Annotated in this window: 19 protein-coding genes; 12 read left to right on the top strand and 7 right to left on the bottom strand. The window is 61.5% G+C overall.

Translation table 11 applies throughout. The annotated features are described in order from the left end of the window. Positions 1–203: 203 nt before the first annotated feature. A complete protein-coding gene (locus HS101_02565; protein MBE7505149.1) occupies positions 204–659 on the bottom strand; it encodes a hypothetical protein in 456 nt (151 codons plus the stop codon). Positions 660–1,555: 896 nt separating this feature from the next. Here HS101_02565 and accB point away from each other — a divergent pair. From accB to HS101_02550, 3 genes are all read left to right on the top strand, one after another. Next, positions 1,556–2,020, top strand: coding sequence for an acetyl-CoA carboxylase biotin carboxyl carrier protein (accB, locus tag HS101_02560; protein MBE7505148.1), 465 nt, complete (start codon positions 1,556–1,558; stop codon positions 2,018–2,020). Next, positions 2,020–3,471 (top strand): acetyl-CoA carboxylase biotin carboxylase subunit, encoded by a 1,452-nt coding sequence (accC, locus tag HS101_02555; GenBank protein ID MBE7505147.1) that lies wholly within the window; start codon positions 2,020–2,022, stop codon positions 3,469–3,471. Before accB ends, accC begins: the two co-directional genes overlap by 1 nt. 114 nt (positions 3,472–3,585) lie before the next feature. Beyond that, a complete protein-coding gene (locus tag HS101_02550) occupies positions 3,586–4,230 on the top strand; it encodes a hypothetical protein (GenBank protein ID MBE7505146.1) in 645 nt (214 codons plus the stop codon). A 20-nt stretch (positions 4,231–4,250) separates the two neighbouring features. Here HS101_02550 and HS101_02545 read toward each other — a convergent pair whose 3' ends face one another. The 3 genes from HS101_02545 to HS101_02535 are packed head-to-tail and all read right to left on the bottom strand — an operon-like array spanning position 4,251 to position 5,598. After that, on the bottom strand, positions 4,251–4,490 hold the full coding sequence (locus HS101_02545; protein MBE7505145.1) for a DUF4926 domain-containing protein: 240 nt from the start codon (positions 4,488–4,490) through the stop codon (positions 4,251–4,253). A gap of 3 nt (positions 4,491–4,493) precedes the next feature. Further along, a complete protein-coding gene (locus HS101_02540) occupies positions 4,494–4,838 on the bottom strand; it encodes a hypothetical protein (protein MBE7505144.1) in 345 nt (114 codons plus the stop codon). Then, on the bottom strand, positions 4,828–5,598 hold the full coding sequence (locus HS101_02535) for an HAD family hydrolase (protein ID MBE7505143.1): 771 nt from the start codon (positions 5,596–5,598) through the stop codon (positions 4,828–4,830). The genes HS101_02540 and HS101_02535 overlap by 11 nt, the downstream gene beginning before the upstream one ends. Positions 5,599–5,834: 236 nt before the next feature. On the opposite strand from HS101_02535, the gene HS101_02530 reads away from it, so the two are divergent. Both HS101_02530 and HS101_02525 read left to right on the top strand, forming a co-directional pair. Continuing rightward, on the top strand, positions 5,835–6,935 hold the full coding sequence (locus HS101_02530) for a DUF444 family protein (protein ID MBE7505142.1): 1,101 nt from the start codon (positions 5,835–5,837) through the stop codon (positions 6,933–6,935). A gap of 37 nt (positions 6,936–6,972) precedes the next feature. Then, a complete protein-coding gene (locus HS101_02525) occupies positions 6,973–8,505 on the top strand; it encodes a SpoVR family protein (protein ID MBE7505141.1) in 1,533 nt (510 codons plus the stop codon). A gap of 383 nt (positions 8,506–8,888) precedes the next feature. Here the strand turns inward: HS101_02525 and tnpA are convergent, their stop codons facing one another. Both tnpA and HS101_02515 read right to left on the bottom strand, forming a co-directional pair. Then, on the bottom strand, positions 8,889–9,341 hold the full coding sequence (gene tnpA, locus HS101_02520) for an IS200/IS605 family transposase (GenBank protein ID MBE7505140.1): 453 nt from the start codon (positions 9,339–9,341) through the stop codon (positions 8,889–8,891). Positions 9,342–9,967: 626 nt separating this feature from the next. Then, on the bottom strand, positions 9,968–11,581 hold the full coding sequence (locus HS101_02515) for an integrin (GenBank protein MBE7505139.1): 1,614 nt from the start codon (positions 11,579–11,581) through the stop codon (positions 9,968–9,970). A gap of 348 nt (positions 11,582–11,929) precedes the next feature. Between HS101_02515 and HS101_02510 the strand changes: the two genes are divergently transcribed. The 7 genes from HS101_02510 to HS101_02480 all read left to right on the top strand — a co-directional run bounded on the left by HS101_02510 (position 11,930) and on the right by HS101_02480 (position 21,474). Then, entirely contained in the window at positions 11,930–12,346 is a 417-nt protein-coding gene (locus HS101_02510) for a hypothetical protein (GenBank protein ID MBE7505138.1), read from the top strand. A gap of 198 nt (positions 12,347–12,544) precedes the next feature. Further along, positions 12,545–16,705 (top strand): protein translocase subunit SecD, encoded by a 4,161-nt coding sequence (gene secD / locus HS101_02505; GenBank protein MBE7505137.1) that lies wholly within the window; start codon positions 12,545–12,547, stop codon positions 16,703–16,705. Positions 16,706–16,734: 29 nt separating this feature from the next. Next, positions 16,735–17,832 carry a LysM peptidoglycan-binding domain-containing protein gene (locus HS101_02500; GenBank protein ID MBE7505136.1) on the top strand — a complete coding sequence of 366 codons (1,098 nt, stop codon included), beginning with the start codon at positions 16,735–16,737 and terminating at the stop codon, positions 17,830–17,832. 229 nt (positions 17,833–18,061) lie between these two features. Continuing rightward, complete coding sequence (gene panB / locus HS101_02495) at positions 18,062–18,910, top strand: 3-methyl-2-oxobutanoate hydroxymethyltransferase (GenBank protein MBE7505135.1); 849 nt, start codon at positions 18,062–18,064, stop codon at positions 18,908–18,910. A gap of 144 nt (positions 18,911–19,054) precedes the next feature. Further along, complete coding sequence (locus tag HS101_02490; GenBank protein MBE7505134.1) at positions 19,055–19,984, top strand: DUF1571 domain-containing protein; 930 nt, start codon at positions 19,055–19,057, stop codon at positions 19,982–19,984. 39 nt (positions 19,985–20,023) lie between these two features. Next, complete coding sequence (locus HS101_02485; GenBank protein ID MBE7505133.1) at positions 20,024–20,431, top strand: hypothetical protein; 408 nt, start codon at positions 20,024–20,026, stop codon at positions 20,429–20,431. Positions 20,432–20,778: 347 nt separating this feature from the next. Beyond that, on the top strand, positions 20,779–21,474 hold the full coding sequence (locus tag HS101_02480; protein ID MBE7505132.1) for an RDD family protein: 696 nt from the start codon (positions 20,779–20,781) through the stop codon (positions 21,472–21,474). On the opposite strand, the gene HS101_02475 is transcribed toward HS101_02480, so the two are convergent. Then, positions 21,419–21,976, bottom strand: a complete 558-nt coding sequence (locus HS101_02475) for a dihydrofolate reductase (protein MBE7505131.1) — start codon at positions 21,974–21,976, stop codon at positions 21,419–21,421. The two genes, HS101_02480 and HS101_02475, sit on opposite strands and share 56 nt — an antisense overlap. Between the last annotated feature and the right edge of the window lie 26 nt (positions 21,977–22,002).

Raw genomic sequence — 22,002 nt, 5'->3', positions numbered from 1 at the left:
AGTCCGGCCGCGTGGGCGAGGTCCGCTAAGTGTGAAAGCGTCGAAGTGAGTATGGACCGGCGCGCGAAATGAAAACCTTCGAGAGTCCTGAAGCTCTTCCGCAAATACTGTCCGATATTGCCCCAGGAATCAAGGAAAACCCTTATAAATTTGGATTTGGCCAGAGGATAATCGGCGTCTCATTGGGTAAATTGGGGGTGATATTACCCGTTTGAGGAGTCGTTCCGCTCGGTTGGAGAGTGGGGCGCCGTGTAGAAACGTTCGGCAGAGGGGGCGTCCGCAATATCGCCGGGGCCTTGTGGCGCTTCACTGAGCCGGCTGAAAAACACGGAGTACGCCGGCGAAGTTCCGCCGCCGACGATCCGGACTTCGGCGTGAATCAATCGAGCGAAGTCGACGATCAACGCTTCGATCAGCGTCCACTGTTCGCCGACGACCTTCACGCCGCCCAGGTCGAGCTTGATGGTTCTCGGCAGATCGCCGTGACACCCCTTGCTCAGAATCTGGAGCATGCCGGCCAATTCCTCAGGGCTCAATCGAGGCTTGGTGGGAGCGATCCACAGCAGGTCCGTGCTGGAAATGGAGAACTCCCAGCGGCCCAGCAGATACTGCGTCTCCTTCAGGGCGCTTTCAATCTCGGTTTCTGGAATGTCTGACATCTTTCTCCTCTGATAGGACCTCCAAGGGCCCGCAGAGGTGAGGCGCGGGGAACAATCGGTGAGCAACAATTCGCGACGGTCGGGAATTCGTTGCGTGACTCGGCCCCTATGACTGTCACGCGTCAAAGCCCGGTTCGGACCGCAGATTTTGAATGCATCCGAAATTCATGAATTTCACCGGCAGGGGGCCGAGGCTTCAGCAGTACCGGGATGCATTCTTGTTGCTGAGTGATACATGACACCTGACGTGCCACCATGAAGCCAGGCGAGGGGTGATCCTATCTCTGATATCGCAAATACATGTCATATAGAAAGTTATATGATACGCGCAAAGTTGTCAACCCACCGGGACGACCCGATAATCCCCAGTAAAAGGTGATATTACCCAGCCATCGCAGGATTGTTGTAGTTTTCTGAGTTCGACGATACCAAATCGTGGGCCAGCTCTACCTCGGGGAATGAGCGACGCCGGTTCGCAATTGAATGCCCGCCGCGACGGATGAATTCGTCGCCGACATCTCCGGCGACCTGCCCGCTGGCAGGTGGAAAAGTACCGGAATCACGCGGTTTCCTTCAGAATCGGCGATTCGCGGGACACGCCGCAAGACCTGCATTCCGGGCACCCGCGACGCTCGATGGACTGCGAAACAAGGGGCATCGCATAGGGGATAACCGAAAAATGCGGTGGACAAGATTCGTCTTGCGTCCCGGCCAGGTGTCGCTAACCTGAGGCTTATGCGAAACTTAGGCCGATCTTGACCCTTTTTCACCCAGTCAACTAAAATCGGCCCCTTGTCGCACTACCAGAAGTGGCGATCTTTCCGCCCTGGTGAGGCAGCGCCGCAATGCGGTTTTGTGGTGCGGCCCGAATTAAGACTTTGCGAAAGTGATTCTGGATGGAAATAGACGAAATCAAGACCCTCACCGACCTCATGGTCGAGCATGATCTCTCGGAAATCATGATCCGTGACGGTGAGAAGCGAATTCTCCTTCGCCGAGGCGGGCCGAAGTCTGCGGCGGTCACGCAGGCGGCGGTTGTCAGCCCGGCTCCGCAACTTCAGGCCGCTGTCGCGCAGCCTGCGCCCGCGGCGGCGCCAGCCGCGCCGGCTGTCGACCCCGGCATCGGCAAGATTACCTCACCGATGGTGGGGACTTACTACGCCACGCCTGATCCCGAATCTCCGCCGTTCGTCAAGGTCGGGGATCGAGTGACGCCCGACTCGGTGGTCTGCATCATCGAAGCCATGAAGGTCTTTAACGAAATCAAGGCCGATGCAACCGGTACGATCGAATCCATCGAAGTCCGCTCCGGCGTTCCCGTCGAGTTTGGTCAGATACTCATGACGGTGCGTACCTCCTGATGGCATCTCATAAATCATCCAGCAAGGAATCGACCGCCACGATCGCGGATCGAATCGGTGAAGCCTTGGTTCGCAAGCCATCCAGAACTCCCGTAAAGAAGCGAAATTTCTCCAAGATCCTCGTCGCCAACCGCGGCGAGATCGCCCTCCGCATCTTTCGCGCCTGTCGCGAGATGGGAATCGGCACGGTCGCCGTCTTTTCCGAGGCCGATCGCGACGCCCCTTATCTCAAGCTCGCCGACGAGGCCATCTGCATCGGTCCCCCGGCTCCGGCTCAAAGCTACCTGCGCGCCGACCGCATCATCGCCGCCGCGGAAATCGCCAACGTCGACGCCATTCATCCCGGCTACGGCTTCCTGGCTGAGAACGCCAACTTCGCCGAGCAGTGCCGCGCCAGCAAGATCGAGTTCATCGGTCCCGGCGCCGATGCCATCCGCCTCCTCGGTGACAAGGCCGCGGCCAAGAAGCTTGCCCGCAAGGCGCGTGTCAGGACCGTGCCCGGCAGCGACGGCGTGGTGGAGGAAGACGACGAAGCGGTGAAGCTGGCCGCGGAGATCGGCTATCCCGTCATGATCAAGGCCGTCGCCGGCGGCGGCGGTCGCGGCATGCGCATCGCCCACAACGAAGTGACCATGCGCACCCAGATTCGCAATGCACGCAACGAAGCCGAAAACGCCTTCAAGGACGGCCGCGTCTATCTGGAGAAGCTCGTCGAGCAGCCGCGCCACGTGGAAGTGCAGGTGCTCGCCGATCAGCACGGAAACTATCTGCACCTCTGGGAGCGCGATTGCACCCTCCAGCGCCGCCATCAGAAGCTCGTCGAGGAATCGCCCTCTCCGGCCATCAGTTCCAAGACGCGCGAGGAGCTCTGCAAGTCGGCCGTTCGCCTCGTCGAGGCCGCCGGATATTACTCCGCAGGCACCGTCGAGTTCATCGTCGACAAGAGCGGGACGTTTTACTTCCTCGAAGTGAACACGCGCATTCAGGTTGAGCACCCGGTGACCGAAATGGTGACCGGCATCGACCTCATCAAGTGGATGATCCGCATCGCCGCCGGCGAGAAACTGACCCTGCGGCAGAAGGACATCCCCCGAAACGGCTCGGCCATCGAAGTCCGCATCAACGCCGAAGACCCGGAAAACGGTTTCCGCCCCAGCCCCGGCAGGATCAACGAGCTCCGCGTGCCCGGCGGCTTCGGCGTCCGTTTCGATTCGCACGCCTGCGCGGGTTACACCATCGGCCCGTACTACGACTCGCTCGTCGGCAAGCTGATCGTCCACCGCGCCGACCGCGACGACGCCATCCGCTGCATGCGACGATGCTTGGAGGAGTTCCACATCGAACCGCTCAAGACAACGATCCCCGTCCTGCGGCAGGTCTTCGACCACCCCGAATTCCACAAATCCAACATCGACACCGGCTTCATCGAGCGCATGCTTCAGCAGAAGTAGCTGACTTCCTAATCTAATCTGGCCTTCTATTGTGTCGCTTTGCCTTCGCGGGCAAAATCCGCGTTCATCGGGCTACGTCTTGACGCTGCAGCGTTATTTACCGGAGATGAATCAATGTCCAACAGATTCTCTGCGACGCTCCTTATCGTCACCCTGACTGGTGGGATCATCATCGGCCTTAGCCTGCGAGATTCGCGGGCATTGGCAAACAGCTTGGGCGATGATCACGGAGGTAACATCACATGCCGGTCACTGACAATTGAAGACGCCCGGGGGCGAAAGCGAATTCGGCTCACCGTCACCGACAAGGGTCCTGATGTTCGTTTGTACGACGCTCAAGGTCGCCGCCGTATCCAACTAGGACTTCGCAGACGAGGATCAGATGATCGACGCGAAGAAATGGATATGCCGTATGTGAGCCTTTTGGACGCCAAAGAGCATCCGAATGTAATGTTGCATTCCCATCAGAGCTCAAAGGGAGACGGAGCAGGCGGCGGCCTGACTGTAGGATCGACGGCAGGGCCCGGTCGTATTGATCTCGCGGTATCCACACTTGGTGAGGCGACGATGAAAATCGAGCATGGCGAGGGTTTGTCAGGCGTCACAATGGAATCAAGACCTTCGCAAGTGGCCATGTTTTCGATAACTGACAATGAGGGCGAGTCACTTTTTCGGGTCGCCGGGTTCTATGAGGACGGTTTTGCTGGGCTTCGCGTTCAGACAGAGAAGGGAAAAGAACCCTGGAAATGTTCAAAGTGACGATTTCCGCAGTCGCGCGCTTACGAAGCGAGGCTGCGGACAGCGGGCCGATCCGTCGCAGTCGGCGCCCGGAGTTGACTGGCTGGAATTGTCGCGACCGCGACCGTTCTTCCGGTCATATCAAAGAACTCGACGGAATAGCCGTCCTCTCGACCTGCGACTTGATGGCGTTCCACGATCGTGCCGACGTCGCCCGCGCGAAGCCCTTCCTTCGGCAGGTCAACGAGTAAAACGGCGTCTTTGTAAATCTCAAGTGCCATCATTCACTCCGGATACATTGTAATCAGCCTGGGGTAGTCTGTTCCAATGTCTATTTGCCAGATCGTATGAAATGAAGCCGCACGTCCATTCGGACCGGTAATCGGGGCCAAAATCTGATATCGTTTGCCGTAATGAGATGAAATCGTCGCGTTCGGCTCTTGCCCCAGATGATCGCGTCGAATAGCGCCCTCCAGGTCTTTCCAGTTTCGCTCAAAGAAACCAATCGAAGCCAACACGTGAGCTTTTCCGCTCCCTCGTTTATGGGAGGGATTGAGCAGATAGGTCCGAAGCTTCTCCTCAGCGATGACCGCGCGATCGGCGTTTGGTATTGGCATTTTAGGAATCATCACTCCAATGTCGTGACAAATCCACCAGCGAGTGCACCTTCTGAGATTCAGTTGAATCAGCGTTAACACCCCGCCGATCCAACCAAACCGCTCGCCACCCAGCCGCCTGCGAAAGTTCCACGTCGCAGATCAAATCATCCCCCACACATAGAATTTCCTCCGGCTTCACGCCCAGCATTTCCGTCACGCGCGCGTAAAACTGCGGATGCCCCTTCGCGTAGCCCGTCGCCGCCGCGTCGAAGTAATGATCCAGCCTTGCCAACAGCGCCTCGCCGCCGCGCTGAAACATAAACCTCGGCAGCGTCGTGAACGCGCAAGCAACCAGCCCCGCGCCCTTCACCGCCTCCACCGCGCCAAGGGCATCCGCAAACACCTCCATCCGATTCCGCGACTCGTACATCGCCGCCACCGACGTGATGAGGTCCACCGACACTTTCGCCCCCATCTTCGCGAACGTCAGCGCCAGAAAGTCGATCCACCCCTCGATGGGCCGCTTCGCCCCGTCAAAGAACATCACCCCCTGACGCGCCGCCTCATATGCCTGATAGCTGATCTCCACGCCGAATCGCGCCAGAACCCTCTGGACCTCGATCGGCTCCACGCGCCCCTCCGGCCATCGAGCCAGCGTGTCGTACACGTCAAATGCCACCACTTTGATCGCCATGCCCCGATTCTCACGCCCATCCCCGCCGCCCGCCAGACTCGAAGATTCTCCCCACCACCGCTCGAAATCCCCATCCACGCCCAAATGGGCGGCCATATCGCACTCGCAGGCCCTTTCCTCCCCCCGACTCTTTGCTTCAGCCCCTACCCCCACTGTCCGATATTTTTCTAGCGGCCTGCGGTCTGCGGGCGTCCCGGCTTATCGTGCCCAGAAGCGGAATTCTCGGATCATCGAGACTCCGCCAAAACGCTCGAATGCCGCGTTTCGTCGCTAAGCCGAGAAGTCGATCCGTATAATGAATTAGCCAATAGTCCCGACGGGGTTTGCCGCATATGTACCTGAAGATCGACAAAGACCATCAGCGCTTCCGCCAGATCGTCAAAGGCAAGATCCGCGACGACCTGCGCAAGTTCCTCACCCGCGGCGAGCTGATCGGCAAAGAGGGCAAGCACCTCATCAGCATCCCCGTCCGCGGCATCGAGCTTCCCCACTTTCGCTACGGCGACAACAACGACGGCGGCATCGGCGCAGGCGACGCCAGCGTCGGCGATCCCGTCGACAGCGGTGAAGGCGAACAGGGCCCCGGTGGCTCTCAGCCCGGCAACCACATCATGGAAGTCGAAGTCTCGCTCAACGAGCTGGCCGACATCCTCGGCGAAGAGCTCAAGCTCCCGCGCATCAAGCCCAAGGGCCATCACACGATCACCTCGGAGAAGGATCGCTACAGCGGCATTCGCTCGACCGGCCCCGAGTCGCTGCGCCATTTCAAGCGCACCTTCCGCTCGGCCCTGCGCCGTCAGCTCATCGCCGGGACCTACGACCCCGAGAACCCGATCATCATCCCCATGCGCTCCGACCGGCGCTATCGAAGCTGGAAGACCGTCCTCAAGCCGCAGTCCAACGCCGTCATCATCTACATGATGGACGTCTCCGGCTCCATGGGCGACGAGCAGAAGGAGCTCGTCCGCCTCGAGGCCTTCTGGATCGACGCCTGGCTCCGCCGAAACTACGAGGGCATCGAGAGCCGCTACATCGTTCACGATGTCCGCGCCGCCGAGGTCAACCGCCAGACCTTCTTCAGCATCCGCGAAGACGGCGGCACCAAGATCTCCAGCGCCTTCAAGCTCTGCAAGTCGCTCATCGAGACGCACTACAACCCGTCCGAGTGGAACATCTACATCTTCCACTTCTCCGACGGCGACAACTCCAGCGAGAGCGACTCCCGCGAGTGCTGCCGCATGCTCAAGGAAGGCATCCTCCCGCTCTCCAACATGTTCGGCTATTGCCAGGTCGCCAGCGCCTACGGCAGCGGCAACTTCATCAACGTCATCCACGAACACCTCGAGGAAGAGGCCAACGTGGTCACCAGCCGGGTCAACACCAAGGACGACATTTACGACTCACTCAAGGCGTTCTTCACCGCCGGCAAGTGATACCACGGAGGGCGAGGCCGTCGCTTCGACGAACACCATGAACATCCAACACCTCCGACCCGACCTCGCCAAGTACGCCCGCGAGATCGCCGACATCGCCAAGTCCCACGGCCTCGACTTCTTTGAGACGCGCTTCGAGCTGGTCGACTTCGACACCATGCAGGAAATCGCCGCATACGGCGGCTTCCCCCAGCGATACCCCCACTGGCGATTCGGCATGGAGTACGAGCGACTCCGCAAGCAGCACGTCTACGGCCTCGGCAAGATTTACGAGATGGTCATCAACAACGACCCCTGCTACGCCTATCTCGTCAGCGATAACTCCGTCGTCGATCAGAAGCTCGTCATGGCCCACGTCTATGCCCACTGCGACTTCTTCAAGAACAACTACTGGTTCAGCAAGACCAATCGCAAAATGATGGACGAGATGGCCAACCACTCTACGCGCATCCGCCGTCACGTCGATCGCTACGGCTTCGAGCGCGTCGAACGCTTCATCGACCTCTGCTCCACGCTGGACAATCTCATCGACCCCCACGCGCCCTTCATGCAGCGCACCGCCAAGCCCGTCGCCGACAGCGGCGTCTCGCCGGAGCGCGAGGTCGAGCGCGACATCATTCGCTACAAGAGCAAGCCCTACATGGAGCCCTGGGTCAATCCCCCGGCCGAGCGCTCCCGCCAGCGCGAGTCGCTCATGGCCCAGCGCGAGAAGAAGAAGTTCGCCCTCCCGCTTCAGCCCCTGCGCGACGTGCTGCAGTTCCTCGTCGACCACGCCCCGCTCGAGGATTGGGAGGCCGACATCCTCTCCATGATCCGCGAGGAGGCCTACTACTTCGCACCCCAGGGCCAGACCAAGATCATGAACGAGGGCTGGGCCACCTTCTGGCACAGCCGCCTCATGACCACCCGCATCCTCAAGGACGACGAGATCATCACCTACGCCGACCACCACAGCGGCACCACCCACATGCCCCCCGGCCAGGTCAATCCCTACAAGATCGGCGTCGAGCTCTTCCGCGACATCGAGGAGCGCTGGAACAAGGGCCGCTTCGGCAAGGAATACGACGAGTGCAAGTCGATGGAGCAGAAGCGCAAGTGGGACAAAAAGCTCGGCAAAGGCATGGAGAAGGTCTTCGAGGTCCGCCGCATCTATAACGACGTGACCTTTATCGACGAGTTCCTCACCCCCGAGTTCGTCGACCGCTTCCGCATGTACCACTACCGCTACGACCCCTCAACCCGGCGGATGGTCGTGGTCAACCGCGACTTCGACAAGATCAAGGCCCAACTGCTCTTCATGCTGACGAATCACGCCCAGCCGTACATCTACGTCCTGGACGGGAACTACGGCAACCGCGGCGAGCTCTACATGGGCCACAAGCACCACGGCGTCGACCTGGACATCAAGTACGCGGTGGAGACGCTGAAAAACGTCCAGCGCATCTGGCGCCGCCCGACGCATTTGCAGGCGATGATCAATGATGAGATGGTGCTGTTCTCATTCGACGGGGAACAGAGTCAACAGCAGAAGATTCATGGCGATATGCCCTCGCCGGCCCACGCGATTTAACGGGTAGCCGGTAACGAAGGGTAGCATCGGCATCCTGCCGGAACGAAGGGTAGCATCGGCATCCTGCCGGTAGTAACGGGTAGCCGGTAACGAAGGGTAGCATCGGCATCCTGCCGGTAAAGAAGGGTAGCATCGGCATCCTGCCGGTAGTAACGGGTAGCCGGTAACGAAGGGTAGCATCGGCATCCTGCCGGTCCGACGGCCCCCGCTCGTGCGTGAATCCTTTCTCGCACGCCCCCCGATGGGAATCCCTTCCCGTGTGCGATTCTTCCAATCCCAATTCGCCCGGTAGGGCGCTCGATGGTAGCCAGTGGCTTCAGCCACTGGTTAACGAGCCCAACCACCACCCCTTCTTTCCCCACCGCCCAGAGGGCGGACGACGATCACCGGAAGACTTCATTCTCGTCGAACTCGATTCCGTGTCGCCGGAGGAGTTCGAGAAACTCGCCCTTGAAATCCTGCCGCTGATGATGATCTTTTTGTCGGGCGATGTACGCCTCGACTTCCGGCACGGCGGAGCGGCTGACGGTGAAGCCGCCGTAACCTTCCTGCCAGGAGAAGTGATCCGGCGAGAAACCCGTCTCGTTGACCCATTTCGATGATCGCGCCTTGATGTGGCGAACCACATCCGAGATCGACAAGTCCGCGCGATAGCGAATGAGCAAATGCACGTGGTCCGGCATTCCGTTGATGCCGAGAAGCTGACACCGCAGGTCGCGGACGATCCCGCCAATGAACGCGTACAGGCGCGGTTCGAGTTCCGGTTTGATGAAATTCGTCCGACCCTTGGTGCTGAAGACGAGATGGTAGTAGTTTTGCGTGTACGTCGTCGGCATCGCTGGCCTCGTCCGCCCTCTGGGCGGTGAAATTCTGGGGGCCATTTTTACCAGTGGCTCAAGCCACTGGCTACCATCGTGCGCCCTCCGGGCGAGTACCCGACCTGCCTGCACCTTCTGGTCGAGCGAAAAGGCATCCCCCCGCGCGAGCGCGGAGCAAGTATTTACAAATAGAGCCCAACCTTACCCCGCCCCATGAGGTGCCGCGCCATGAGCACTCACAAACAAGGACCCTCGGCCCCTTGGAACCTCGACCCCTCAGCCCCTCTCTTGTGTCACCTTCCAGAACCGTTTTTCAAAGACTTACAAACGAACTTCCCCGAAACTTTCCGTGCCTGTTCGTGCATGTACCGGCCTTGTTTCACCTTTCCGCGCTGCCGCCTGTTTTCACGAATTTTCACCTCAAACGCGACCCGCCCCAACACATGCCCGCCACAAGACTTGCAAACGAAAAAAATCGCGTGTGTCACCTTATGTCACCTTGGCTTTTGCACGACTTGCGCGCGATCAGCGTGCGAATGTCTTCACCCTGGACCCCTCAGCCCCTTGGTCCCTCGGCCCCTATTTTTTTCGCCTATTGTCATCTTGGAATGTGGCCCCGCCCAACCGGCCCGGGCACCGGCGAATCACGGCACCAGCATGTCCACAAACCCCTGCGCGTCCGCGCCGTCGACCTTGCCGTCGGTCAGGATGTCGGCGTTCAGAATCTCGCAGGATGGGTACGCCAAGTCATATGCCGCCGCGTCGAGAAGCGCCAGCACAAACGCATCCACGTCGCCCATGTCGACGACGCAGTCGCAGTTCATATCGCCGAGGCTCGGGCACGACGCCAGCGAATACACATACGCCGCGCCGGAGTCGGGAAAACTGTTGTCGGCCTGGTTGCCGTTGACCCCGACCGCGCTGCTTTCTTCAAACGGTGCAGCAACGGCGGCCCTCAGTCCATCGAGCGCCACCGCATGGCCGAAGTGGTCCTCCGCCTCGCGGTTCGACGCGGTGATGTAATGGGCGTGGCTCCAGACGGACTTGGCCCGGGTGAAAAGATACGCCGCGCCCGCCCCGGTCGGCGCCGGAATCCCGGCTTCGAAACCGCCGAGCTGAATAAGCCCGTCGTCCTCATACGGCGCTCCGATCAGGACGACGTCGCCCGACACGGCGCTGGACCAGCCGAACTGGTCAAACGCGTCGGTGTTGGACGCCTTGAGGTAAGCCTGCTGGCTCCAGGTGACACCGCTTCGGGCAAAGACATAAGCCGCGCCGGCCTGTTCGAGGCTGTTGTCTTCCTGATTGCCGTCGACGCCGGTGGCATTGCTCTTCTCACCGGCGGCCCCGACCACGGCGGTGTCGCCGGACAGCGCCACCGAGTAACCGAACTGGTCGTATGCCTCGGTGTTCGATGCCTTGAGATAGGCCTGCTGCGACCAGTCGGTGCCGCTGCGAACGAAGACATAAGCCGCGCCGGCGTTGTTCGCGCTGTCATCCGCCTGGTTGCCGTTGACGCCGGTCGCACTGCTCTTTTCCAAATACGCGCCGACGATGACCGTATCGCCGTCCGCGGCGACAGCCCGGCCGAACTTGTCGCTGGCGCCCGTGTTCGACGCCTTGAGATAGGCCTGCTGAGTCCAGACTGTGCCGCTGCGTGTAAAGACGTAGGCCGCACCGGACTTGTCTGCGCTGTTGTCTGCCTGGTTACCGTTGACGCCGGTGGCGTTGCTGTCCTCGTTGAAGGCCGCGACAACGATCGTGTCGCCGGAAATCGCCACCGCATTGCCGAACCGGTCGAATGAATCGGTGTTCGACGCCTTCAGATAGGCCTGCTGCGACCACACCGTCCCGCTTCGGACGAAGACATACGCCGCGCCTGCGCTGGACGCGCTGTTGTTGGCCTGATCGCCGTTGATGCCCGTGGCGTTACTGTCCTCGCCGAGCGCGCCGACGACGAGCGTGTCCCCCGAGATCGCCACCGACGAGCCGAACCAGTCGCGTGTCTGGGTGTTCGACGCCTTGATGTACGCCTGCTGATTCCATCCGCCGCTTTCGTATACAAAGACGTAAACGGCTCCGGAATCCACGGCGCCGTTGTCCGCCTGATTGCCGCCCACGCCGACCGCGCTGCTGTCCTCTTCCCACGCGCCGACGACCAGCGTGTCGCCGGATATCGCGATGGATTGGCCGAACTCATCGCCTGCGTCGGTGTTCGACGCCTTGAGGTACGCATCGAGCGACGGGGCACCGAGCAGCCGCGCCGGCAGATCGACGGGCGTATTCGCCGTGCCACGCAGAGTAGCCGTGACCGGCTCGCCAGCCCGGCAGACTTGCCGGGATGAGTCGGCGCAGAAGGAAAGCAGGAAGAGGCCGGAAACGAAAAGCGTGACTCGCGATAGCAACAGATGATCCTCCAATAACCCCTGCCTTACTCAGATTTGAGAAGGTCTAGTGTAGCAAAAATGGCGGGGCGGTTTCCAACCGTTTGTGCCGTAGCACCCGGTCCGCGTGGTTATGGCCGGGAAACCGCCGGTTCGCTGTGCCCTGGGTGAGTCGGTATCGGACATTGAACGTCGACGGTGGGGAGTGTATGCTCTTGCACCATGTCCACACTGGGCACCAAGACCTGCCGGGTGATCGTCCCGTTGTTGTCGGCCTTCGCGCTGACCGGCGGGCCTGCTCTGTCGACGGCATGGGTCGCATCGCATGAGCGTGCCGCGATGCTGGCAGCCCGTCAGAAGGCGGCTGCCGATCACCGGCACCAGACATCGCCAGATGCCGGGCAGGACTCCGAAGAGAGCCACAAGACCCCGCCGCCGTCGACTTCGTGTCTCGTCGCCGCGGGTGCGGCCAAGCCGGTCGATCACCACGGGTTTTCCTCCGGCGCGGCGATCCTCTGTTCGATTCTTCAGGACCACGACAGCGTTAGCCCGGGTCAGATCGTCCCGCAGCTTTCGCGGGTTGTTGCTTCGGCCCAGCATTATCCAGCTTATCTGTCGCACGCCCCTCCGGTGTGCTAGTAATCTGATCGGTGATTGAATTCGGCCGGCCGCGCGCCGTCGATCGTCACCGACATCTCCCGGTAAAAACTTAGGATGACAGGCGGCAGGCGGCCGATCCGAAGCGATCGTCGCGGCATCGCCCGGTTTCCCGTCAGAAGTAAAAGCGTTAATTGGACATTCGATCGTTTCAGTTGAGATTTTCTCGCAGGTGCCCCGATGAACGAACGTGATTTGTGGTGGAAGATTGTGCTGGTTGGTTTCGTTGCCGCTCTGGCTTTTGCCACGGTATACCCGCCGAAGGAAAAGCTGAAGTACGGCATCGACCTCGCCGGCGGCTACAGCCTGCTGTACGAGATCGACGACAGCGGTCTTGAGGGCGCCGAGAAGGCCGACCTTTCGGAGCGCGTCATGCGCGTCCTTCGTGAGCGCGTGGACCCGCGCGGCGTGTTCAACCTCGTCTGGCGTCCGGTCGGCTACAACCGCCTTGAGATTCAGATGCCGCGGCCCAGCGACGAGATCGTCAAGGCCCGCCACGATTACGAGAGGTATCAGGAAGAGATTCAGGCGACGACGCTTCGCCGGACCGACGTCCTTCGCGCCCTGTCGAAGCCCGCTGCCGAGCGGACCGCGGCGCTCGATGCAATGGTGATGGGCATCAGCGGACGCCAGCCCCTGTTGACGGCCGCGGCCGCCGCCTACGACGCGCTGCAAGCCGCCCAGTCGGAATACGACCAGCGCGTGAAGACGATCGAGGCGGACAACCTCTCCCGAGAGGACATTGAGGCCGCCGTGAAGAAGCCAGTTGCCGAGCGGGCCGCTGCGCTCGATGCGTTGGTCGGCGGCATTCCTTCGAGAAAGGAACTTCTCATCGCCGCGGCGAAGGCATGGGACGAAGTGAGCGCCGCGCTGGCCACTACTCAGCCTGCCGCCGGAACGACGCCCGCGACGGCCGACGCCCTCGCGGCCCTTCATGCCAAGCAGACCGCCTATGAGGATGCGATCAAGCAGGTGCTCGCGGCCAACGTGGACCCCGACAAGATTTCGGAAGGAATGACGATCGACCGCGTCGTCGAGCTGGAGGAGAAATTCGACGCCGCGATGGGCGAGCTTCTGGCGACGAACATCGATCTCGGTCAGTTGCAGCTTGTGCTCGAGGCCAAGCCGACCGACAAGACGCGGATCGAACAACTGGCCAAGATCAAGTTAGACTATGCCGGACTGTCGGAGACGATCGACGGCATGTTGACGGCCTCGGATCGCCTCAAGACCCAGCGTCGCGGCGAAGGGCGACTCGAAGACCCGGCCGACCTCCAGCGGCTGCTCCGCGGAGCGGGCGTTCTCGAGTTTCGAATCATCCCGAGGCGCGACGACGCCAATGCCGACACCTTTGCCCGGTACATCGAACAACTCAAGACGCGCGGGCCGCGGCGAATGCCGGGCGAAGAGAATTACCAGTGGTTTGAGATCGAAGACGCGGCGGACTTCCTCAAGATGAAAGATCTTGAGAAGGACTTCGACGCCCGAAAGAACAGCCTGAGCGTCATCGTCGAGCGTTTCGGCAATCGGTACTACGTTCTAACGCACATTGCCGACGGCTATGTCCTGACGCACCGCTACGGCGAGGCGGACTGGTCGCTCAAGGGGGCCTCGTTCGAGCGCGATGAAATCGGACGACCGGCCATCGGCTTCACGCTCGACGAGCGCGGCGGCGACAAATTCGCCACGCTCACTCGGCAGCACACCGGCAAGCTCCTGTGCATCTTCCTCGACGATGAGGCGATTTCCTTCGCGACCATCAACAGCGTCATCCGCACGCGCGGTCAGATCACCGGCGGCTTCACCCCGCAGGACGTTCAGGACATGGTCAAAAAGCTGGACGCGGGCAGTCTGCCGCGCAAGCTCAAGGATCCGCCGATCAGCGTTCGTGCCATCGGCCCGTCACTGGGCGAGGCGAATCGCTCGGCCGGTATGAGGTCGGCGAAGTACGGCGCGATCGTCGTCGCCGTGTTCATGATTGTCTATTACGCCTACGCCGGCGGCATTGCGGTCTTGGCGGTCAGCCTCAACTTGCTCTTTACGCTCGCCGTGATGTCGGCACTCGGGGCCACGCTGACCCTTCCGGGCATCGCCGGTTTGGTGTTGTCAGTCGGTATGGCGGTGGATGCCAACGTCCTCATCAACGAGCGGATGCGCGAGGAACTCGCCCGCGGCAATACGATGCGAATGGCGATCAAGCTCGGTTATGAACGAGCGTTCCGCGCCATTCTCGACTCCAACGTCACCACGCTCCTGACCTGCGTGATCCTCTACTGGCTCGGTTCGGAGGAAATCAAGGGCTTCGGCCTGACGCTCGGCCTGGGCGTCGTCCTCAACCTCTTTACCGCCTACTTCGTGACGCGCATCTTCTTCGAGACGATGTCGCTGATCACGGTCCCCAAGGAAGTCCTGAGATATCCGTTTTACTCGGGGCTGATCGTCGCGGCGCTCGGCGGCGTCCTTTATGGATTGGGTTATGTCTTAAATGACGAGACGGCGAGGACTCATTCGGTCCTCATCGGGTTTGGCGAGGCCCTGCTCGACATTGCCCCGGCGATGATCGGCCTGCTCATACTTCTCCTGGGCTTCAGGGCGATTCACCGTTTGTTCCAGACCGGGGCCAAACCGCGCATGCCCATGATGCAATTGATCGGCGTGCCCAACATCGACTGGATCGGTGCGCGCAAGTACTTCTTCGGTTTTTCCATTGTGATCACCATCGTGGGCGTGGTGGCCTTCGCCGACCTGGATCGCGACGAGCTGTACGACATTGAGTTTCTCGGCGGTACGGCGGCGCAGATCGATCTCAAGGAGCCTGGATCACTGGATCAAACCGGCATCGCCAAGCGACTCACCACCAGCGGTGAAACGCTCGGCAAATTCGCAAACGCCCTGGAGTCCGCCGAAGTCACGGGCTCCGGCGGCACGTTCGTCGTCGCGGCGGCGGGCGTTCCGGCGGCCCGGCTCGAGCCGATCGTCAAGAGCGTTCTCGATACCGAGGACAATCGCATCCTGAGCGACGTCGACGGCATTCGTTACACCGATCCGGGCGCCGAGCAGATCACGATTCGCACGCGGACCGACAAGGATGTCTCCCTCGACCAGATGAAGGATTACGTCAAGCAGATCGCTGAGCGCGCCCGAAAGGCCGGCGAGGCCATTGCCCGATCCCAGGTGCAGGGCGTGCAGGGCGTGGGTACCGAGGCGGTCAAGGGCAAGTCGTTCGAGGTGGTCACGCTGGAGACCAACAAGGAGATCGTCGTCGGCGCCATCATGGAGACGATGCGCGACGACCTCGACATCCAGCCGGCCCTTACGTTTAACCTGATGGACGATACCGCGGGCGGCAGCGTTCCTTATTTCGCCCTGCGCGATGAGGACGTTCGCCAGATGAATTTGCCGCTATCGGGCGCCGAGGCCAACGAGGTTGATCTGCGCGGCTGGAAGGGCGGCGTGGCGATGATCCTCGATCAGATGGACCCGCCGCAGGACATTAATACGCTGAAGGATCGTCTGCGGTCCATGCGACTTCAACCCGGCTTCGAGTCGCACGGCTGGCGCGAGTCGGACGTGTTCGGACTCACTCCCGCCGCTCCCGGCAGCGACCGCTACAAGCGGGTGATGGTGGTGGTCGCGGATGAGAACTATCCACTGCTCGACGAACAGGGCAATATATCGTCGGCGTGGGTGAGCGATCTGGCCGAGCCGGAAGTCGAGTTGATCCAGGTCGCGCTCCAGCGACAAACGTCGCTGAGCCAGATCACCCAGTTCGATCAGCAGGTCTCCGGCGAGGCCCAGACGTCGGCCATCATCGCCGTCATGCTGAGCTGGATCATGATCATCATTTACGTCTGGTTCCGGTTCGGAAACATCCGCTGGGGTCTGGCCGCCGTCGTGGCCCTGATTCACGACGTGATGGTGGCCGCCGGAGCGCTGGCTGCCGCCCACTTCGTGGCGGATACGGCTTTCGGCAGGGCGCTCTTGCTGGAGAATTTCCGCATCGACCTGGCGCTGGTCGCGGCCCTTCTGACGGTCATCGGATACTCGGTCAACGACACGATCATCGTCTTTGACCGGATTCGTGAAAACCGGGGCCGCCTCACGGACATCACGCCGGAAATGGTCAACAATTCCGTGAGTCAAACCCTATCCCGAACCATATTGACCGGAGCGACCACGCTGTTCACAATCCTGGTCATGTACATCTTCGGAGGCCCCGGCATTCACGGCTTCAATTTCGCCATGCTTGTCGGTATCCTTACCGGGACGTACAGTTCATTCGCCATCGCTTCGCAGTTCCTGGTGAAGCGAAAAATGCTTACGGCAATGAAGGCGTCGTAGACACTACCGCCATCGTCAGGGAGGACATCATGGGCACTGAGACGCGCGTCGGCATCCTGGCCGGGCTGGTGATCGTTGTGGTCGCCAGTGTGTACTTCTTCTACGGAAGCGATCGCCGGGATGACGAGATCCTCGTCACCTCGGCCACGCGCGTCGGCGAGCAGCCGAAGATTCCGCTGTCGACCGACGCGTCCAAGCCGGTCGGCAAGGGCAGTAGCGGCATCAACCCGACCGCCTCCCCCGCGAGGACGCCGCCGCCGCGCCGCCTGGCGGATCGGCTGGCCAATCGCCCGCCGCAGACGCGCGCGCCGGAAAACCGCTCCCCGGCGCAGCCGACGCAGGGACCGATCGTTCTCGCCGACCCTTCCCAGCCGTCGCCGACCACGCCGCCGATCTCGCTGCGCACCGGCCCCTCGACCGAGCTGGTCGAGGCCACCTGGGATAATCTCGTCAAGCCCGGCGCATCGGCGGCCGATCCGCCCGCCGCTTCCATTGATCGCAGCGCATCCGAGCCGAGCACGGCGAGGTCGAGTGCCGCCGATGTGGCACCAGCCACCATGAACGGGGATTCCGCTTCGGGGCGGCTCCTGCCCGGGTCATCGCAGACGCCCGCCTCTGTCGCACGGACCAATGACCGGACGCGAGCGATGCCTTCCCGCACGGCCATCCCGATGCCGCAGCCGGCCAGGACGCCCGAGCCGACCCGGCACATAATCGCATCGGGCGACACGCTCTCGGCCATCGCCGACCGCTACTACAGCGACGGCCGCAAGGCGGACCTGATCCTCGCGGCCAACCCGTCGCTCAAGAACCCGCGCAATCTGAAGATCGGCACGCAGATCATCATTCCGCCGATCGGCGATTCTGTCGGGCAATCGGGGGCGAAGTCGTCACTGGGAACGGATTCTCTCGTCTCGATGGATCGCTCCGGCGGCGCGCAGCCAGTGCGCAATGTTGAATCCTCCGGCAAGACCTACACCGTCCAGCAGGGCGACACGCTCTACGGCATCTCGCAGCGCGTCTATGGCGCCGGCTCGAAATGGGAGACCATCCTCAAGCACAATCGCGCCCTGCTCCGCGGCGACCCCAAGCGACTCGCGCCGGGAATGGTCCTGCAGATTCCATGACGAATCCGGGCAAGCGCCTGCTCATCATCAATCAATCATTGTGATTCGCCGCGGATTCAAGTAGCGCGGCGGTCCCGGTTCGTCGGCGTCCGCTTCGGACATCCCCTGTCCGATGAGGCGCTCCCCGTGCCGCGACAGTTCTTCCCCCATTCCAGGCCCCTGCGGCGTTCATAACCCCCGCTCCCCCCGGCGTTTTGATTTTCCCTCCGCGCCCACCTAACCTATTGCCATGACCACACGGGATAAGCTCACCCTGGCCACCCTGCGACACCGCAAAAAGACGCAAACGCCGATCACCATGCTGACGGCCTACGACTTCCCCACGGCCCAGATCGAGGAAGCCGCGAATATCGACTGCATCCTCGTCGGCGATTCCGCCGCCCAGGTCGTCCTCGGCCACGGCAGCACTCTTCAGGCGACCATGGACTTCATGATCGCCATCACCGCCGCCGTTCGCCGTGGGGCCCCGACCGCATTCCTCGTCGGCGACATGCCGTATCTGTCCTTCCATGTGAACACCGAAGAGGCCATTCGCAACGCCGGCCGCTTCATGGCCGAAGCCGGTTGCGACTGCGTGAAGGTCGAAGGCGATCGCCGCCTGGCCGACACCGTTCGGGCCCTCTCGTCCGCGACGATTCCGGTCATGGTCCATATGGGACTTCGTCCCCAGGCCGTTCACCAGTTCGGCGGCTATCGAGCGCAGGGCCGCGACGCCGCCGGCGCGCAGCCCCTGATCGACGACGCAAAGCTCATGGAGAGCGCCGGCGCATGTGCCTTGCTCCTTGAAGCGGTCCCGCCCGAACCGGCAAAGATCATCACCGAATCGACCAATCTCCCGGTCATCGGCTGCGGCGCCGGCCCACACGTGGACGGCCACGTCGTCGTCGTTCATGACATGCTGGGTTTGACGGCCGGTCCGCTGCCGAAGTTCGTGAAGCGCTACGGCGATATCCGCGGGCAGATTGCCACGGCGGTGCAGTCATACGCCCAGGACATCCTTGAGCGCCGCTACCCCGCCGCCGAGCACTGTTACCAGATGGAGTCCGGCGAAGCCGCCAAGCTGCGCCCGGCCGAATGATTGCATTTACTTTGAAATAGTCCGTGTTTCACTGTCAGGCGGCGCCGGTATACTTTATTGAATAACCGACGCCATCGGCCTAGCATGGCCAACACGATTGGAGCCCGACCGGGCGCGTCCGGGCATTTTTGAGGAGCTTATCGCGTGATAGCACGATACGAACGGATTCGAAATTTTCTGGGCGCGGCCGTTATGTTCCTGATGGTCGGCGGCCTGGGCTGCTCGGCGGCGAAGGTCGAGATGCAGACCGGCGCGGCGATTGAGGGCTACGAGGCCAAGGTCAAGCTGGTCTCCGACTCTCCGGTCGATTATCTGAAGACCTGCCTGGCCGCGGCGAAGGAGATCAAGGAGTTCAAGACCGAGTTCATCCGCCAGGAGCGGCTGGGCCTCTTCAAGGAGCTCAAGCCGCAGGAAGACATCATCGCGGAGTATCGCGACGAGCCGTTCTCCGTCCGCTTCACCTGGCGCGACGAGGACAGCGAGTATTGCCAGTGCACCTATATTCACGGGCGCGACGACAACAAGGTGTCGCTGCTGCCGCGCAAGGGACTGTTCGGCCTTCCGCCGGAAGTGCAGAAGTACCCCGCGGTGTTCGCCGTGACATTCGGCAAGGCCCGCAACCCGATCACCGACTTCGGGCCGCGGCGCATGATGGAGCGGATCCTCGATCGCATCGAGAAGGCCGAGGCGGTCGGCGGCGTGGGCATCGTGCTTCGTCCGCCGACGGAGATCGGCCCGGCCAAGGAGCCCTGCTTCCACCTGGAGATTCGCTATCCCGAAAAGGACGAATACGCCTGCAAGCTCCAGGACCTCTACATCAATATTCAGACGAGTCTGCCCGTGGCGACCTATCTCTGGCTGCCCGGCAAGGACGAGCGCTGCGACGCGACGCTGGACGGCCTCTACATGTACAGCGACCTGCAGCCCAACGTCCAACTGTCCGACGCGAATTTCGTGATCGAGCAGATCAAGCGGAAGGCGGCGAAGGGCGGCCGGGAAGTGCAGACGGCCAGTGATGTCGGCAGCGACGCCGACAGCGGCGGGGCGGCGTCGGTCCTGCCCGTGGCGGAATAATTCGTCGCCGATGGCTAATACTCCACTATGAAAAGTTCCATGGCGGCAAATCGGTTGATCATCGCGGGGCTCTGCGCCTTTCTGCTGTCCGGCTGCAATCCGGAAGACGTGGAGAAGGCGAAGCGCGAAGCGACTTCCAAGGCGGTTGAAGTGAAGGATGCCACGACCCAGACGGCCGGCGAGATCAAGGAGCAGGTCAAGCCCTACGTCGAGCGCGGCGTGGAAAAGGCGCACGAGGTCTACGACGCGGGCCGCGAAAAGGCCGGCCAGTTGAAATCCGCCGCGACCCAGAAGGCGAGCGAACTCAAGGCGGCGGCGACGCAGAAGGCCGAGGAGCTGCGCGAAGACGCCCAGCCGTACATCGATCGGGCCAAGGCCGCCACCACGCAGGCGGTCGAGCAGGTGAAGGAAGCGACCACGCGGGCGGTCGAGAAGGTTCGCGGGTAGACGCTGTTCGGCGAGCCCAACATCAACAAGCCGAGTACCGTCCGTCCGGCAACAACCGTCGCGGTTTTCATTTCAGCTTAGAGGCTTTGCCCATTGGGTAGCATGGGCCTCCGGCCTGTGCGAATCGCAATGAATGTGTGCGTATGAAAGTGCCGCGTTCGCACGAAAATACGCGCCGGCCCCGGAGCGATAAGTTACACATCCCTGCATTTTCAACGAGCGACTGTGACAGGCCGATTGGCACTCACGCGGTAGCGGTATTGACTTTCCAAACCCTCCCTCACGACAATATGAGCGACGACCGGGCCGGACGGGCCGATTCCCGCGTGACGAGGAGGACCTATTAAATGGCTACAGCCGTCGCTCGTGAGATGGATCAGTTCAATTGCCCGATATGCGATCGCGCCTGCACGACGAAGAAGTCGCGCAAGCTCTACGATGTTCGCGTCTGTAAGAAGTGCAGCAACGGATTCGCCAGCCGTCGGCAAGGTGCTTACATCATCGATTCGTTGTTGTTGTATGTCCTGTCATTCATCAGCGGCTTTGTCATGGCGCTGATGTTTCCCGAGGTACTTGCCCCAACGACGGGCGAAACACTGGGAGTCACGATTTTCTGGTACTTCCACGGCTGGGTCCTTTTGCCGCTTCTGTTTTGCTTCAAGGATGGTTTCAAAGGCTGTTCGCCCGGCAGGTGGCTGTGCGGCGTTCGCGTCGTCGACCGGGACACGCGCGATCCCATTCACATGACTCAGAGCCTCAAGCGGAATCTCATCCTGATGATCCCGGTCGTCCCGCTCATTATCGCGTTCCAACTTATTCGGGGGGTTCGTTACGGTGATGAGTGGGCAAAGACCCGCGTGGTCTGGAAGAAGTATATCCACCGAGTGCCCTTCGACCCTCGCGGCATTCTCTGCACCAACTGCGGCTACGACCTCACCGGCAACGTCTCCGGCCGCTGCCCGGAATGCGGCAAGGACATTCCCCGGACTAACGACGCGGCTCGTACCACGCCTCCAGGAATCCCGTCTTCTCATATCGCTTGAAATGGGTCAGTTGCAGGTGTGCCAGCCCGGCGGCATGTTTGGGAAACAGCGGAATGCCGTCGCCGAGCATGATCGGGGCGATGAAAATTTCCCAGCGATCGATCAGGCCGGCCTGGTGAAACGACAGGATGGAGTTGCCCCCGCCGATCAGCCAGATGTCCTTTTTCTCGCTGGGTTTCTTTTTCTGATCCTCTGCAATCTCGCGCTTCAGCCTGGCGATCAGTTCCGCCGAATCGCCGTCATACGCCTCCACGCCCTTGGGCAGGTCGGCGACCGGCCGATGCGTCATCACCACCGCCCGCCCGCCGCCGGGGTTCGGCCCGCCGCGGGCAAACGACTCGTCGTAGGTCCGTCGGCCCATGACTGTGACGGCGATCGTCTTCGCGAAGCCCATGAAGTCGAACTCCTCCATCGGATACGCCTCCAGCCACGCCACGCTCCCATCCGGCGCGGCGATGTACCCGTCGAGACTCATGGCGATATAGACGCGTACCATGGACATTCAGATTCTCCTGCCGGGCAGACCGA

The sequence above is a fragment of the Planctomycetia bacterium genome (assembly GCA_015075745.1).
In the GTDB taxonomy this organism is placed as follows: domain Bacteria; phylum Planctomycetota; class Phycisphaerae; order UBA1845; family UTPLA1; genus UTPLA1.
This window is presented reverse-complemented; position numbering and strand designations above follow the sequence as displayed.